Here is a 15,811-nt window from a genome sequence, read left to right as displayed (position 1 = left end):
CACTTAAAATAAAGCGGAATTATTTATCAACTTTGCGTTATTTTTTTACAGACCTGAAGAAATATAAAATTTAAACAGACTCTTAAGAATACAATAGTTTGTTTTCGGCAAAATTCAGTTTTTCAAGAAAATTAAAACAGCCTTCAAAATCGAAATAACATTCCTTTACGATGGCTGCCTGATACTGCAAAGGGAGATAAGTTCCCCATTTAGAAAAGCTCAGGATTTCGGGCAGTGTTTCCAGCAACTCGGTCAGAAACGGCTCAAAATCGGTAGTACATAAAACCGGATCCTTCAGCAAAGACATGAATTCTGATTTTTTCTGAAGTTCAATTTCAAACAGGCTCTCTCTGTCATCCAGCGTATTCCCAATACCCATTTTATCGAGAATAAAGCTCAGGGTTCTGTTGATTTTAGACCCGGCAAATGAATAAAACTTAAAAATTTTACTTTCAGGACCGGATAAAAGAGGTCTTTCTGTTTTCGGATCGGCAATATCAAAAACTTTAAATTCTTCGCGCATCTGTCTGATGATTTCTCTTCCCGCATCGTCCATAAAATCATAGGCATCTTCAGAAACTTCAGAAATAAGAATCTCAAGCATTTTTTCCCTGATCCTGGAAGCTGTATCCGCAGAGTCTCCTAAAAACATAGGCTTCTCGCCATCTTTTGCCGGAATTACTTCTATTTTTTGAGATTTAAAATCAATATCTTTTATTTTCCAGATCTTCGCAGAAAGATAAATATTCTCATCCACGCGGATTTGTGGAGAAAGAGGCAATTCCCCGATCCTGATCCCCTGACTGGAAACTTTAAAGTAAACCGGAGTGTGGAACAGTGTATAGAAATCCTTTGTATTAATCACTTTTTCTCCTTCCACACCGATAATATATTCGCGGCCCAGTTTTTCCAGGAAATCAATGGAAATAAGGTGTTCTGTAATTTCTGTGATCTCTCCAGGCTTAATGTTTCTGAAAGCTGTGTTTTGAGACATTTCTTCCAGAATTTTGGCAAGAGTAATTCCGGAACTCCCCTTCACTATGGAAAGAATCTGATGAACAAGCACGTCATAAGGCTTCTGATGAATATCTACCGGTTCTATAAACTGTTCCGTAAAGAGAAGCCAGCAGGCTAAGGACTGAAGATGACTCCATTTTTCCGTAGCGTATAAAAGCAGATTGCTGGATTTTCCCTCCCGTCTTCCACTTCTTCCGACCCTCTGAATGAGAGAAGCAATGCTGTGAGTGGCATCAATCTGGGCTACTTCGTCTACATTTCCGATATCTATTCCCAATTCCAGGGTAGAAGTACATGAGATACAAAAGTTTGCCGTTTTACTTTTCTTGGCAAAAAACTCAACATATTCCCGAACTTCTTTGTCTACCGATGAATGGTGGGCAAAATAATTGGGATGACCGCCTACTTTTTCCGATATCTTTTTCAGCTTTACAGCCACTTCCTCCACTCTTCCTCTTGCATTGGGAAAAACCAGTATTTTACGGTCACGGGTTCTGATATAAAGGTCTTTGAGCAAATCAAGCGGCAGTTCTTCAACCGTTCCCTGAAAATATTTGAAAACAGCATTGATAGGCTTAGGATTCATATCTCTGATAACGGTAGTATTTTCCGGATCTCCTAAAAATTCTTTCAGTTCAATATACTGATGATCACCATTTACGGTGGCCGACAGTCCTACAATCTTAAATGTACTTTTATTAATCCTCTGTAAACGCTGCAGCAAAGACTGAAGATGAATTCCCCTGTCAGAACCAAGAAAAGAATGAATTTCATCAATAACCACGTATTCCAGCGAGGAAAATAAATGCTGAACGTTATAGGGTTTGTTGACAAACATAGCCTCAATGGATTCGGGAGTAATCAGTACAATTCCGCCAGGATCTTTAATCAGCCGGTCTTTGGCTCCTTTTGAAGCTTCACCATGCCATTTGGTCACAGGTACGTCCAGATACTCGCATAATTTTTCCACTCTCATAAACTGATCATTGATCAGAGCGATCAGCGGTGAAATATAGAGTACTTTTACACCTGATCCCTTAAAGTTCACTTTAGAAAGGATGGGCAGGAAAGCAGCCTCGGTTTTGCCTGAAGCGGTTCTGGAAATGAGAATATAATTCCGGTCAGTAGAAATGATCTTCTGTATCGCTTTTTCCTGAATTGGTCTTAAACGCTCCCATTTCTGATCCCTGATGTATTTTCTGATCGGCTCAGAGAGCATATCAAAAGCTATCATATCTCTTCAATACTGTCTAAAAGTACCAGATCATTCGGTCTCTCATCAGAAATTTCAATTTCTCCGAATAGTCTTTTTTTGTCGGCTCCCGGATTTTGTCTGATGATATTCAGGATGTTTAAGAAATCTCTGATCACTTCTCTGGGCGTCAGGAATTCCGAAGCGCCCGGTTTATTGAACATTTCTTCCATGAAGGCAGAAATATCCTCATCGCTGACGTTCAGATCCGTTTTATAGTTGAAATCAAAGATCAGCTTTAATTTTTTCAGCAGCACAAATATTTCGTTGTGATCCAGTGGAGTTAATTTAATGACCGGCTGGGCAAAATCCCTGATCTCAGCAGTCTCAAATTTATTGGTTTCCAGCCTTGTCTTTAAAGCCTGATAACTGAAAAGCCCTCTCCTTTCATTCTCCAGAAATTCTTTTGTTCCGGCAAAATTGATGAACAGATTGGAAACTTTCCCCTGAAAACAGTCGTTATAAATCGATAAGATCTTTTCATAATTCTTCTCACGTGCAGCAGCAGTAGAAATTTTATACAGATTAACCGCTTCATCCAGGTTGATCATAAAACCGCTGTACCCCATACTCACAAAGAATTTACAGAAGTTTTTAAGCATATCATAATAATTGGAATCACTGATGATCTCCCTCACGCCAAGATCCTGTCTTGCCTCGGTTTTTGTTGAATACTCTCCTTTCAGCCATTTCAGGGCATTCCTGCGCAGCTGATCGTCTCCTGAAATATAACCTTCATAATATTTCACAATCACCGAACCAAAATCAAAACCACCAACTTCAGTAATTTCGTTGACTGTTTTCATGATGGCACTTCTGATGAGATCCGTATGCTGGTCATTCCGTATATCAGCCAGTGAAATGCTGCTTTCTTCAGCAGTTCTGGTAATCACCTGCTCGATCCATTTTTCAAGGAGGGTCTGTAATGCTCCGCCCTCTGGCTTGGTCTGAATGGCAATATTATCCATGATCGCAGAATACAGGATCACACTTTTCCCGTCGTTGGAATAGATCCTGTTATCCGGAGTAAAATCTGCATTGGCCACTACAAATTTCTGCCTCAGAGCAACAGTATTCAGCAGGTGAAGCATAAAGGATTTTCCGCTTCCAAAGTCTCCGATCCAGAATTTGGCCATGCTGTGGCCATTTTTCACATCATTCAGGGAATCGATAAAAGCATTGATCTCTTCGGATCTCCCAACGGTTATATGCTGTACGCCAATTTTCGGCACAACACCGCTCACCAGGGAATTGATAATGGATGTGGCTTCTTTGGGCTTAATATTTTCAATCATTGTTTAAAAGTTTTTTATAATAATCGGTATTCATCGTAAAATAATCATCCTCTTCCTCAATAAGGATATCGTCCAGGGTTTCATAGCAGAGATCGTTGACCGAATCGATCACAGCTCCCATAAAAAGGTTTTTGGAACGTAAGAACGTACTCATTTCATTTTGCGGAATATTAAAGCTCTGCTTCTCAAAAAGATTAAGAACTTCCTGCTGGATATCCGTTAAATTCAGTTCTTCACGGTATTTCCGGATCTGAAATTCTGTGTCTGTCTGAGCAATATTGATCGTTAATTCTTCATCGCCGGCAGGATCTTCAGTCTTTCCGCCTCCCGGTTCATCGCTAAGGTATTCTTCCAGCAGCGCAACGGTTCCTGAATGCTGTCTTTTGACATCTTCAACGGCATCAGGATCAATAACGATCTTTTTCCGCTTGGGAAGATAAAGCTGATTGACTTTTTCAATAGCCTCTTCAAGATTCCGGTCTCTGATAAATGTACTCAGTATTCTTTCAAAATCATGGATCTGTTCGGTGGAGGAAAAAAGACTTTTCTGAATGCTCTTGGTCAGCTGTTTCCTGTCAAGCTTCGGAGAATCCATATCTTTATCCAGATAATGAATATACAGTCTCAGTGCACAGTTTTTATCATGTCCGGCCACAAATTTTGAAGCTTCAAAAAAGATCAGATCTGCAGACGGGTTCTTGATGTTAACATCCGCCAGTCTGAAAATCTCTCTCTCAAAAGCTGCAGGATTGGAATAATCCCCTTTGATCTCATCAAACTTTGTTTTCCAGCGGCTGGTATTATTTTCGTTAAGGATAATATTCGTTTTATAATCGGCATCCAGGATCTGATTTCCATTTTCAGCCAGAAAAACTTCCAGCTTTGAAACAATTTTCCTGTTATACTGATGCTGTATATCCGGATTGGCATAAGGAAAATCGGTATTGATCTTTCTTTTGATTCCATAAGCCTCGCGAACATTATTTTCGCATAGTTTTAAGATATGATTCAGGATTTCTCCCTGTACAGAATCATAGGTATACTGGTAGTTTAAGCTGTCTTTTCTGTAATTATACTGAAGGCAGACAATAATTTCCGACAACTCTTCAATCACCGAGGCATAGGCACGGTTAACCGGAACGCAATTGCTCTGCAGAAATTCAAAAGCTCTTAAAAATTGTTTCAGGATCTGGATTCTGCAATATTCAATCTCGTTAAAAACATTGGTGGTGAACCATAACTTATCCATTACAGCTGCCTGTTCAGCTGTCAGGTTCAGCTTTCTGGAATATTTTTTTCCTGTTTTCCAGTTTTCAGAATCAGATTCTCCTGTGATCTGCCTGTTCACTGATAAATCTGTTCCGTAATGAATCGGAACATCGGCATTTCCGGAAACATCAATGATGGATTCGTCATGAGATATAAAAGGATCGTTCTGCATGGTATCGTCAGTATTTTGAGGGTCTGTTGTGTATTAGTTTATATGGAATGAATTAAACTTCTAATATAATACAATAATTCCATATTCAAAACTAGGTGAAATAGAGAAAAATCTATTACGGTTTCCCGTAATAATTAAATTTCTAATTTTGATTTTTTTTATAATGTGATGATGATGAATTTTTCTAACGCAAAGCTCCATTTATAGGCAATGTTGATTTTAGAAAGCAAAGGTAAGAATCAACTCCGTTGATTTGATGAAGCGTACGGATAGCTTTATCAGGGACGAAGTCGCATCACTTTGCCCGCTCAAAATAAACGGAATTACTCATCAACCTTTGCGCTTATCTTTTAAGCTGAAGAAAATATGAGAACCTTATAAATTTCTAATTCTGATGTTTTTTATAATGTGATGATGATGAATTTTTCTAACGCAAAGCTCCATTTATAGGCAATGTTGATTTTAGAAAGCAAAGGTAAGAATCAACTCCGTTGATTTGATGAAGCGTACGTATAGCCATATAGCTTTATCAGAAACGAAGCCGCATCACTTTGCTCACTCAAAATAAAACGGAATTGCTCATCAACCTTTGCGCTTATCTTTTAAGCTGAAGAAAATATGGGAACCTTTATAAATTTCTAATTCTGATGTTTTGTATAATGTGATGATGATGAATTTTTCTAACGCAAAGCTCCATTTATAGGCAATGTTGATTTTAGAAAGCAAAGACAAGAATCAACTCCGTTGATTTGATGAAGCGTACGTATAGCCATATAGCTTTATCAGGGACGAAGCCGCACACTTTGCTCACTCAAAATAAAACGGAATTATTCATCAACTTTGCTTTTATCTTTTTTGTAAGCCTGGAGAAAATATAAGAGCCTGTTTAAATTTCTAATTTTGATTTTTTTTATAATTTGATGATGATGATTTTCTAACGCAAAGCTCCATTTATAGGCAATGTTGATTTTAGGAAGCAAAGACAAGAATCAACTCCGTTGATTTGATGAAGCGTACGTATAGCCATATAGCTTTATCAGGGACGAAGCCGCATCACTTTGCTCACTCAAAATAAAACGGAATTATTCATCAACTTTGCTTTTATCTTTTTTGTAAGCCTGGAGAAAATATAAGAGCCTGTTTAAATTTCTAATTTGATGTTTTTATAATGTGATGATGATTTTCTAACGCAAAGCTCCATTTATAGGCAATATTGATTTTAGGAAGCAAAGGTAAGAATCAACTCCGTTGATTTGATGAAGCGTACGTATAGCCATATAGCTTTATCAGCGACGAGGTTGCATCACTTTGCCCGCTCAAAATAAAACGGAATTGCTCATCAACCTTTGCTTTTATCTTTTTTATAAACCTGAAGAAAATATAAGAGCCTGTTTAAATTTCTAATTTGATGTTTTTATAATTTGATGATGATGAATTTTTCTAACGCAAAGCTCCATTTATAGGCAATGTTGATTTTAGGAAGCAAAGACAAGAATCAACTCAGTTGATTTGATGAAGCGTACGTATAGCCATATATCTTTATCAGGAACGAAGCCGCACACTTTGCTCACTCAAAATAAAACGGAATTACTCATCAACCTTTGCGCTTATCTTTTTTATAAACCTGAAGAAAATATGAGAACCTTATAAATTTCTAATTCTGATGTTTTGTATAATGTGATGATGATGAATTTTTCTAACGCAAAGCTCCATTTATAGGCAATGTTGATTTTAGAAAGCAAAGACAAGAATCAACTCCGTTGATTTGATGAAGCGTACGTATAGCCATATAGCTTTATCAGGGACGAAGCCGCACACTTTGCTCACTCAAAATAAAACGGAATTATTCATCAACTTTGCTTTTATCTTTTTTGTAAGCCTGGAGAAAATATAAGAGCCTGTTTAAATTTCTAATTTTGATTTTTTTTATAATTTGATGATGATGATTTTCTAACGCAAAGCTCCATTTATAGGCAATGTTGATTTTAGGAAGCAAAGACAAGAATCAACTCCGTTGATTTGATGAAGCGTACGTATAGCCATATAGCTTTATCAGGGACGAAGCCGCATCACTTTGCTCACTCAAAATAAAACGGAATTATTCATCAACTTTGCTTTTATCTTTTTTGTAAGCCTGGAGAAAATATAAGAGCCTGTTTAAATTTCTAATTTGATGTTTTTATAATGTGATGATGATTTTCTAACGCAAAGCTCCATTTATAGGCAATATTGATTTTAGGAAGCAAAGGTAAGAATCAACTCCGTTGATTTGATGAAGCGTACGTATAGCCATATAGCTTTATCAGCGACGAGGTTGCATCACTTTGCCCGCTCAAAATAAAACGGAATTGCTCATCAACCTTTGCTTTTATCTTTTTTATAAACCTGAAGAAAATATAAGAGCCTGTTTAAATTTCTAATTTGATGTTTTTATAATGTGATGATGTTTTTCTAACGCAAAGCTCCATTTATAGGCAATGTTGATTTTAGGAGGCAAAGACAAGAATCAACTCCGTTGATTCGATGAAGCGTACGTATAGCCATATAGCTTTATCAGCGACGAGGTTGCATCACTTTGCCCGCTCAAAATAAAACGGAATTGCTCATCAACCTTTGCGCTTATCTTTTAAGCTGAAGAAAATATGGGAACCTTTATAAATTTCTAATTCTGATGTTTTGTATAGCATTTAAATCTTGATTTTGGAATTATCAGATCAAACCTTATATTTTTTTTTAAAGGTTTAGTCCATCCATAAAATCTGCGTTATCTGCAAGATCAGCGAGAAAAATAATCCACTACAAAGCTAATTGACCATTCACTTATTCACCATTATTCAGCTGTTTCTGGAATTCCTCAAGGTATTTCGCAATATGAATTCCGTCTGCCAGTCCATGATGAGCCTCTACGGAAACCGGGAGATATTTCCTGCCATCCCGGATACTGAATTTCCCGAAAGTGATCTTCGGAACAGATTCCGTGTGTTCAAGATTCGTCGGGTGAAGCAACGCACTGAAAGAGTTCCACGGAATAGTTGTATGCCTGATCAGATCTTTTCCCAGTTCTCCATTATTAAGCCGGATTCCTTGTGTTTGCTGTACCGCTGCAATTTCTTCCTGCATCGCTGCATTGAAAACTTTAAAATCTTCTGAAAAATGCATAAATGCAAAACCGAAAGTACCGTCTGCCCGGCCAATGGTCGTTCCGGCATGAATTGTATCGTACAAAACCACTTTTCCATCAAGGATCCGGAGTTTCAGTTCGTCAACTGCATTTACAGCGATCATTGATTTATGAAGATAGGACGCGAAAAAAGAATACCCGTTTTCTTTGGCGTGACGGTAAGCCTCAGTACATTCAACCTCCGTGGTAAAACCAAAATACGGACTTGCCATTTTGGAAAAAAATTCAAAATGTTCTTTACGTTTCCAGTTTTCTATATCGATGATCTTCATTGAATGATTTTTTGCAAATTTCGTCAAGTTTTGGGATTTTTAAAACTTGCAGGAAATGAAATTAATGATATGCATATGATAAAAGACTGTAATATTCGTTTTTCCTAAAAAGATTTTAAAAGTTTGTTTAAAATCAGAAGAAATATTAAAGTTTTTTCTCGCGGATTCAGCAGATTTTTTTAAACTTTAAGTCATTAGCTTTAACATCAGAAAATATTATTGCCTTTTTCTGATGCTCATTGCATTTTTGTCCGACGCAAAGATCTGAGGTATAGGCAATGTAGATTTTAAGGGAGCAAAAATTCGTTGAAGCGTACGTATAACCATATAGCTTCATCAGCGAAGAAGTCGCATCACGTTGCTCCCTCAAATAAAGCGGGATTATTCATCAATTTTGCGGTAGTCTTTTTTTTCAAAAGAATCCGAGTATTAAAGCACAATTATTGCATTTATTTTCTCTCTTGAATTGTTCAAAATTCAAAATCAGAATTCATAAGAACAGATTAAAATTCATATTATGGAAATACAGAATTATAAAGGAAAACACTGGTCAGCAAGAAGAGTTGACGGAATCTACATCGTAAGTATAGAAAACAGAGCCGGAATTGTAGAAGCACTTACCGATTTTATTACTGTTCAGGGAATCCATGCAGGAGAAGTTACCGGTATAGGAGCTGTGGATGAGGCCACATTGCGTTTTTTCAGGCCTTCCGAAAAAAAATATGTTGACAGGACATTTAAGGAACAGATGGAAATCACCAATATATCCGGAAATATCTCAGAAATTGAAGGAAAGCCAGGCCTTCACCTTCATATCACGTTGGGAAGAGAAGATTATACCGCACTGGCAGGTCATCTTCTGGATGCCAGAATATCCGGTGCAGGGGAATTTATATTTTATCCGTTAAATACGAGAGTCGTAAAAATCAAAAATGAAGACGTGGGAATTAACTTCTATGATTTTGAAAGATAACCTTTGACTTGTGAAAAATTTCACTGAGTTTCTAAAGCCGCTCTATAAGTTTTAAGCCTTGAATGAAAGCAGGAATCCGTGATGAACAGGGAAAAAAACAAAATCATACATCCTGATAAAAATCCTTTGAAACAGGTTCCGGAGATCAGGAAATATAAAAGTCCCGAAATAAAAAACACTGACAGCCAGACTGTTCTAAAAGCCACATAACTTCTGCTGTCTTTAGCCGTTCTTTCCTTTTCCTTTTGAAGTACTGCTGCTGCGTCTTCTGAATACATCTTTTCCATCACCGGTATTTCTTTGCTCTTTGTTACCAGAAGATAGGTACCATAGCTTAAAAAGATAAGTGATAAAACCACTGCCGGAATTATTGTCCCTTTGAGAAAACTGTGCACAGATCTGGCAGAAAACCATGTAAAAGGAATACAGAGAAATATGGTTATTCCTATCATTACTTTAGCCTGTACAAGATCACCTTGAACCCAATCATTAAAATACTGCTGGAAGTTCATCATTATAAAATTTTTGCCGGATGAATTTCAGAAGTCGTTACCCCGAACTTCTGTTTGAAAGCGTAATAGAAGTGGGACAGATTTTCAAAGCCCAGATCAAGATAAATATCGGAAGACTTTTTATTCCGGTGCCGGATCAGATAATAGGCTTCTTCAAGTCTTTTTTCCCGGAGCCACTGTTTTGGAGGCATACCGAATACCTTACTGAAATCACGCTTAAATCCCGACAGGCTTCGTCCGGTAAGTTTGGCCAACGCCTCTAAAGGAACATTGAACATGAAATTTTTGTTCATGAATTCCTTCAGATCGATCTTATAAGGCTCCGAAAAATCAAAAAGCAGATTTTTAAAATCCGGATTACTCTGAAGGATCAGTTCTATTGCTTCTTTCACTTTTAAAACCGCCAGTCTGGGGCTGGCTGTTGCTGTTTTATCAATATACGGAAGAAGTGACATAAAATATCCACTGAAAAAATGATCCGGCTCAAAAAACAGTTTCCGGGTATCAGGAAATTTTTCTTCTGCTGTAATTCTGTTTTCCGCCGAATACTGTCTGAGCGTTTCCTGATCAAGGGTAATAGACAGAAACTGATATTTTTGATCCTTAGAAGGATATTTCATCGTCCGGATCAGCTGATTTTTTTTAACCAGAACCACAGTATTCTCCCCGATAACAGCTTTACCTTTATCATGGAAAGCATGCGTTTCTCCAGAAAGCTGAAACCCCAGAAAATGATCGGGAATAAATTCCTCATGCCCCCTGTATGTTTCAAAGGCACATGAATAAACCAGTCTGTCAAATATGATTTCGGAAGTTTTTTCCATAACACAAATATCTGAAATTAATAGATTGGAGAAATAAGAAGTATTACTTAAATTTTATTTGAAACATTAAGAGCCTGTTTAAATTTGATTTTTTTATAATATTATTTTTATCTACATTATATTCTTTAAGGATTTTTGATTAAAAAAACAATGTACTGATGACATGCTTTTTTCACGCAAAGATTATTTTTAGGCAATGCAGATTTCAAGGATGCAAAATACAGAATCAACTCCGTTGATTCGATGAAGCGAGCGTTTTAACCATTAGCTTCATCAGCGACGAAGTCGCATCACTTTGCCTACTTAAAATAAAGCGGACTTATTCATCAACTTTGCGTTGATTTTTTTAATCAAAAACAATTCAAATATGATCCATTGAGTTACGCCAACATAAATAATATAATAATCAGACACATACAAACTTATAGATAAGATTTAAACAGGCTCTAAGAGCATTTAAGTATTAATGTTCATTAAGGAAAAGTCAAAGATTTTTTATAAGTATAAACCTTGCTTAATATTCTAAAAACCTTAAACAAACTTAATGGTTTAAAACAATTCCGGATAAAAACAGACTTTCAAACCATTTTCGAACTATCTCATTTTCAAATTTTCAAATTCTTAAGCTGTAACAGCGGCCCCAGCTTCAGCAATTTCCTTATCCTGTTCCGGGGTTCCGCCTGAAGAACCTATGGCACCGATTATCATACCTTCTGCATTTTTAATGACCACCCCTCCGGCAAGCGTTAAAAGCCCGTCATTGGAATTCAGCATCCCATAGCCATGAATTCCTGCTCCTGCAATAATACTTCCCATCACATCACTGTCTACTCCAAACCATACGGCTGTTTTTGCTTTTTTAACGGCAAAATCTATGACACCGCACACACTGTCCAGCCTGGCAAACGTCATTAAATGTCCGCCGGAGTCCACCACGGCAATACTCACCGGAATACCCAGAGATCCTGCTTTTTCCACAGCGGTGTTTAGCGCCTTCTGAGCTAAATTATAATTCATACTCATCGGTTAACTTTTTGCGGTCCAGGCATCTGCCTGAAGCTGTTTAACAAAATCTTCAGTTTCTTTCGGATGTACATTTCTGAAATTGCTGCTGTCATCCAATGCTACATTCACAATAACTTCCGCCATAGATTGCGGGTCCAGCTGATGGGCTAAAGATTCCGCTGCTCCGTCAAACGCCGATTCAGGAGTAAAATTTACTTCCGGATCATACCAGCGGAATATAGAATCCACACCTCTGTCATTAAATCCGGTTCCGAATACTCCCGGATTGCAGGTGGCAATTTTGATATTGAAAGGAGCCAGCTCAGTCTTTAATCCTTCAGCAATAGATTCCAGAGCATGTTTGGAGGCACAGTAGGCCGCTACATAAGGAACAGTCCACAAACCGCCCATAGAAGAGGTAAAGACAATTTTCCCTGCTTTTTTATTGTCAACAAATTTTCGGATAAATCCCTGAGCCAGTTCCAAAGCTCCGAAAACATTGATTTCAAACATAGAACGGATCAGATCAACCGGCTGTTCAGCAATAGGACCTCCTTCCATAATTCCTGCATTACTGATCAGAATATCAATGTCGTACTTTTTTAAAATATAAGCAATATCCCTCGGGTTGGTTACATCCAGTTTATCGGCAGTCATCTCAATACCCTTTTCTTCAGCTTCACGGATCAGATCACTCATTTGCGGATAAGTCTGTGCAGTCGCAATCACCTGGTGTCCTTTTTGGGCCAGATCAAAAGCAGCAGTTTTTCCGAAGCCGCTGGCTGCTCCTGTAATTAAAATGGTTTTACTCATTGTTGTTGTTTTATTGTGTTACAGATGCAAAGATCAGCTTTACAGGCCGGGATCATATTGGTGAAAAGCTCAATGTTTTATTGTTGAAAAGTTCATTTCAGAGCAAATTGAGAAAATGGATTATGATATTATTTTCCATACTCCCTGATTTATCTTAGAGACTGTCTGAATTTTATTTAAATAATTTCATATATCTGATTATCAATCGTTTTAATATTGATAAAACTCAATAGATTATATTTGAAATTATTTAAATAAAAAGATCATGCAGATTTTATGTTGCTTCAATTCTACCAAAAAGATTAAACGCAAAGGTTGATGATTAATCCTGTTGATTTTAAGGAAGCAAAGTGTAGAATCAACTTCGTTGATTCGATGAAGCGAGCGTTTTAACCGTTAGCTTCATCAGCGACGAAGTCGCATCACTTTGCCCACTCAAAATAAAGCGGAATTATTCATCAACTTTGCGTTTAAAAATACGTCATCAGTAGACTATCTTTTTAATCAAAAAGTACTCAAATAATGTAATTTAGATAAAAAAATTGAATGATAAACAAAAATCAAATTTAAACATGCTCTTAATTTGGTGGGATTTTTGAATGTAAAATATAAACCGATCACTCCATTGAAACTAATCACATTCACTAAAAAAGGAATCTATTGCCCGCAGGGAAAATTCTATATTGATCCCTGGAGACCCGTAGATATGGCTGTCATTACACACGGACACGCTGACCATGCCCGCTGGGGAATGAAAAAATACCTGTGCCACCATTTTACCAAACCTGTTCTTTACCAGAGAATAGGCCCTGACATTGACTGTCAGAGTGTGGAATACGGAGAAGTCATACACATCAACGGGGTAAAAGTATCCCTTCATCCGGCTGGCCATATCATTGGCTCGGCTCAGATAAGACTGGAATATAAAGGATTCGTAACGGTTGTTTCAGGGGATTATAAAATACAGGATGACGGTTTGAGCACCCCTTTTGAACTGGTACGATGCAATGAGTTTGTTACGGAAAGCACTTTCGGACTTCCCATTTACAACTGGCTGGAAGTTGCCGACCTTAATAAAAAGCTTCAGAGTTGGGTGCTGAAAAATCAGGAAAACTCAAAAACCTCTGTATTTATAGGGTATTCTTTAGGTAAAGCCCAGCGAATCATGAAAGCCGTTGAAGGTATGGGAAAAACATATGTGCATTATTCTATCGGAAAACTGAATGAAGCTTTTGAAGCATCGGGAATACTGCTTCCTGATTATCAGACCGCAGATTTCAGGGAAAATATAAAGGAGCTTCAGCATGAAATTGTGATCGTTCCGCCTGCTTTGCTGGACAGCAGTATCATCAGAAAAATACCGGATGCGGCCACTGCCATATGTTCCGGATGGATGCAGGTACGGGGAGCCAGAAGATGGCGAAGTGCGGATGCCGGATTTGCCATAAGTGACCATGCAGACTGGAAAGGACTTCTGCAGGCCGTAAAAGCCACAGAAGCAGAAAGAGTGCATGTAACACACGGACAGACTGAAATCTTCTCAAAATACCTGAATGAAATCGGAATCAAAGCCGATGTGATAGAAACGCTTTTCGGCGAAGATGAAGAGGAATCTGAAAAAGAAATCATTGAAAATCCGGAATCATGAAACATTTTGCAGATCTGATCAATGCACTGGAAACTACCAATAAGACCAATGCAAAAATTGAGGCCATCACTGATTATCTGGAACGTGCGCCGGATGAAGACAAAGTATGGTTTATCGCTTTATTTACCGGAAAAAGGCCAAAACGGAACGTCAATACCAATTATATGAAAGAATGGGCACTGGAAATTACACAGCTGCCGTTCTGGCTCTTTCAGGAATCCTATTCTTCCGTAGGTGACCTGGGAGAAACGCTCTCCCTGATTCTTCCGCCTCCTGAACAGAAAATTGAACGCACTTTATCTGAATGGATGACGGATATCCTTCATCTGAAAGATAAAACAGACGCAGAAAAAAAGACGTTTGTACTGCAATCCTGGAACGGACTGGATTATACGGAAAGGCTGATCTTCAACAAACTTTTAGGAGGAAGTTTCCGTATCGGGGTTTCAGACAAAACACTGATCAATGCGCTGACGAAATTTTCAGGCCAGGAAACCAGTACCCTTACGCACAGCCTTACAGGAAAATGGGTGCCCGGTGAAATCTCATTCCAGGAGCTGATTTCCGCAGAAAAAGTGAATCCTGACAATTCAAAACCTTATCCCTTCTGCCTGGCTTATCCACTTGAAAAAGAGCTGAGTGAACTAGGAGGTCCTGAAGAATGGCAGGTTGAATATAAATGGGACGGCATCCGCGGACAGATCATCAAAAGGAATGAAGAAGTATTTATATGGTCAAGAGGAGAAGAGCTTGTAACAGAACAGTTTCCTGAAATCAGGGATGCTGTGAAAGCGATGAAAGGAAGTTTTGTTTTAGATGGAGAAATACTTGCAGTAAAGAATGGTAATATTTTAAATTTTAACGAGTTACAAAAGAGGTTAAACAGAAAAACTCTAACTAAAAAAATGCTGGCTGATATTCCGATCGAAGTTTTTGTGTATGATCTTTTGGAACTTGAAGGAACTGATCTCCGCGAAAAACCCATGAGCGCCAGAAGAGCTATGCTGGAAGAATTATTACTGAATGGACAGCCTGAAAAGATCAGAATTTCGCAGACCATAGCATTCGAAAACTGGGACGAACTGAACAGCATCCGGGAAGAATCCAGGGAAATTAACAGCGAAGGACTGATGCTGAAACAGAAGAATTCCCCCTATCATGCCGGAAGAAAAAAGGGTGACTGGTGGAAATGGAAAGTAAGCCCGTTGACCATTGATGCTGTGCTGATTTATGCCCAGAAAGGAAGCGGCAGAAGAAGTGCCTATTACACCGACTATACTTTTGCAGTAAAAAACGGTGATGCTTTGGTCACCATCGCGAAAGCGTATTCCGGGCTTACCGATAAAGAAATCATGGAAGTGAGCAAATTTGTCAACAAAAATGCCATTGAAAAATTCGGACCTGTACGGACGGTAAAAGCTGAACTGGTATTTGAAATCGCTTTTGAAGGTATAGGATTCAGCAGCAGGCATAAGAGCGGTGTAGCCCTGAGATTCCCCCGGATTGTGCGATGGCGGAGAGATAAAACCGTTGATGAAATTGATGATCTTGAAGAAATTAAAAAACTGATCCAGTAAA

General features: G+C 38.1%; 11 protein-coding genes. 3 read left to right on the top strand and 8 right to left on the bottom strand.

Features of this window, described 5'->3' with window-relative positions; all coding sequences use genetic code 11:
* Window positions 1–82: 82 nt before the first annotated feature.
* From AC106S_RS00530 to AC106S_RS00515, 4 genes are all read right to left on the bottom strand, one after another.
* Complete coding sequence (locus AC106S_RS00530) at window positions 83–2,251, bottom strand: DEAD/DEAH box helicase (protein ID WP_482437176.1); 2,169 nt, start codon at window positions 2,249–2,251, stop codon at window positions 83–85.
* Window positions 2,248–3,564: an ATP-binding protein gene (locus AC106S_RS00525; RefSeq protein ID WP_482437175.1), complete on the bottom strand. Its 1,317-nt coding sequence runs from the start codon at window positions 3,562–3,564 to the stop codon at window positions 2,248–2,250. Before AC106S_RS00525 ends, AC106S_RS00530 begins: the two co-directional genes overlap by 4 nt.
* A complete protein-coding gene (locus AC106S_RS00520) occupies window positions 3,557–5,005 on the bottom strand; it encodes a tellurite resistance TerB C-terminal domain-containing protein (protein ID WP_482437174.1) in 1,449 nt (482 codons plus the stop codon). The genes AC106S_RS00525 and AC106S_RS00520 overlap by 8 nt, the downstream gene beginning before the upstream one ends.
* 2,820 nt (window positions 5,006–7,825) lie before the next feature.
* Entirely contained in the window at window positions 7,826–8,458 is a 633-nt protein-coding gene (locus tag AC106S_RS00515) for a CatA-like O-acetyltransferase (protein ID WP_482437173.1), read from the bottom strand.
* Between the two features lie 517 nt (window positions 8,459–8,975).
* On the opposite strand from AC106S_RS00515, the gene AC106S_RS00510 reads away from it, so the two are divergent.
* Window positions 8,976–9,431: a PPC domain-containing DNA-binding protein gene (locus AC106S_RS00510; protein WP_482437172.1), complete on the top strand. Its 456-nt coding sequence runs from the start codon at window positions 8,976–8,978 to the stop codon at window positions 9,429–9,431.
* A gap of 20 nt (window positions 9,432–9,451) precedes the next feature.
* On the opposite strand, the gene AC106S_RS00505 is transcribed toward AC106S_RS00510, so the two are convergent.
* The 4 genes from AC106S_RS00505 to AC106S_RS00490 form a co-directional block, all read right to left on the bottom strand.
* Entirely contained in the window at window positions 9,452–9,946 is a 495-nt protein-coding gene (locus tag AC106S_RS00505) for a hypothetical protein (RefSeq protein WP_482437171.1), read from the bottom strand.
* The gene (locus AC106S_RS00500) at window positions 9,946–10,767 is read right to left on the bottom strand and encodes a helix-turn-helix domain-containing protein (RefSeq protein ID WP_482437170.1); all 822 of its coding nucleotides are present in this window, start codon (window positions 10,765–10,767) and stop codon (window positions 9,946–9,948) included. The genes AC106S_RS00505 and AC106S_RS00500 overlap by 1 nt, the downstream gene beginning before the upstream one ends.
* Before the next feature lie 621 nt (window positions 10,768–11,388).
* Entirely contained in the window at window positions 11,389–11,784 is a 396-nt protein-coding gene (locus tag AC106S_RS00495) for a GlcG/HbpS family heme-binding protein (protein WP_482437169.1), read from the bottom strand.
* A 9-nt stretch (window positions 11,785–11,793) separates the two neighbouring features.
* Window positions 11,794–12,585, bottom strand: coding sequence for an SDR family oxidoreductase (locus AC106S_RS00490; protein ID WP_482437168.1), 792 nt, complete (start codon window positions 12,583–12,585; stop codon window positions 11,794–11,796).
* A gap of 625 nt (window positions 12,586–13,210) precedes the next feature.
* Here AC106S_RS00490 and AC106S_RS00485 point away from each other — a divergent pair.
* Together AC106S_RS00485 and AC106S_RS00480 are read left to right on the top strand one after the other, a co-directional pair.
* Entirely contained in the window at window positions 13,211–14,233 is a 1,023-nt protein-coding gene (locus tag AC106S_RS00485; protein ID WP_482437167.1) for a ligase-associated DNA damage response exonuclease, read from the top strand.
* Complete coding sequence (locus AC106S_RS00480; RefSeq protein WP_482437166.1) at window positions 14,230–15,810, top strand: ATP-dependent DNA ligase; 1,581 nt, start codon at window positions 14,230–14,232, stop codon at window positions 15,808–15,810. Before AC106S_RS00485 ends, AC106S_RS00480 begins: the two co-directional genes overlap by 4 nt.
* Window position 15,811 lies beyond the last annotated feature (1 nt).

Source organism: Chryseobacterium sp. FR054, assembly GCF_056844565.1.
The sequence above is the reverse complement of the archived record's forward strand: the minus strand, read 5'-3'. Positions and strand labels throughout refer to the sequence as shown.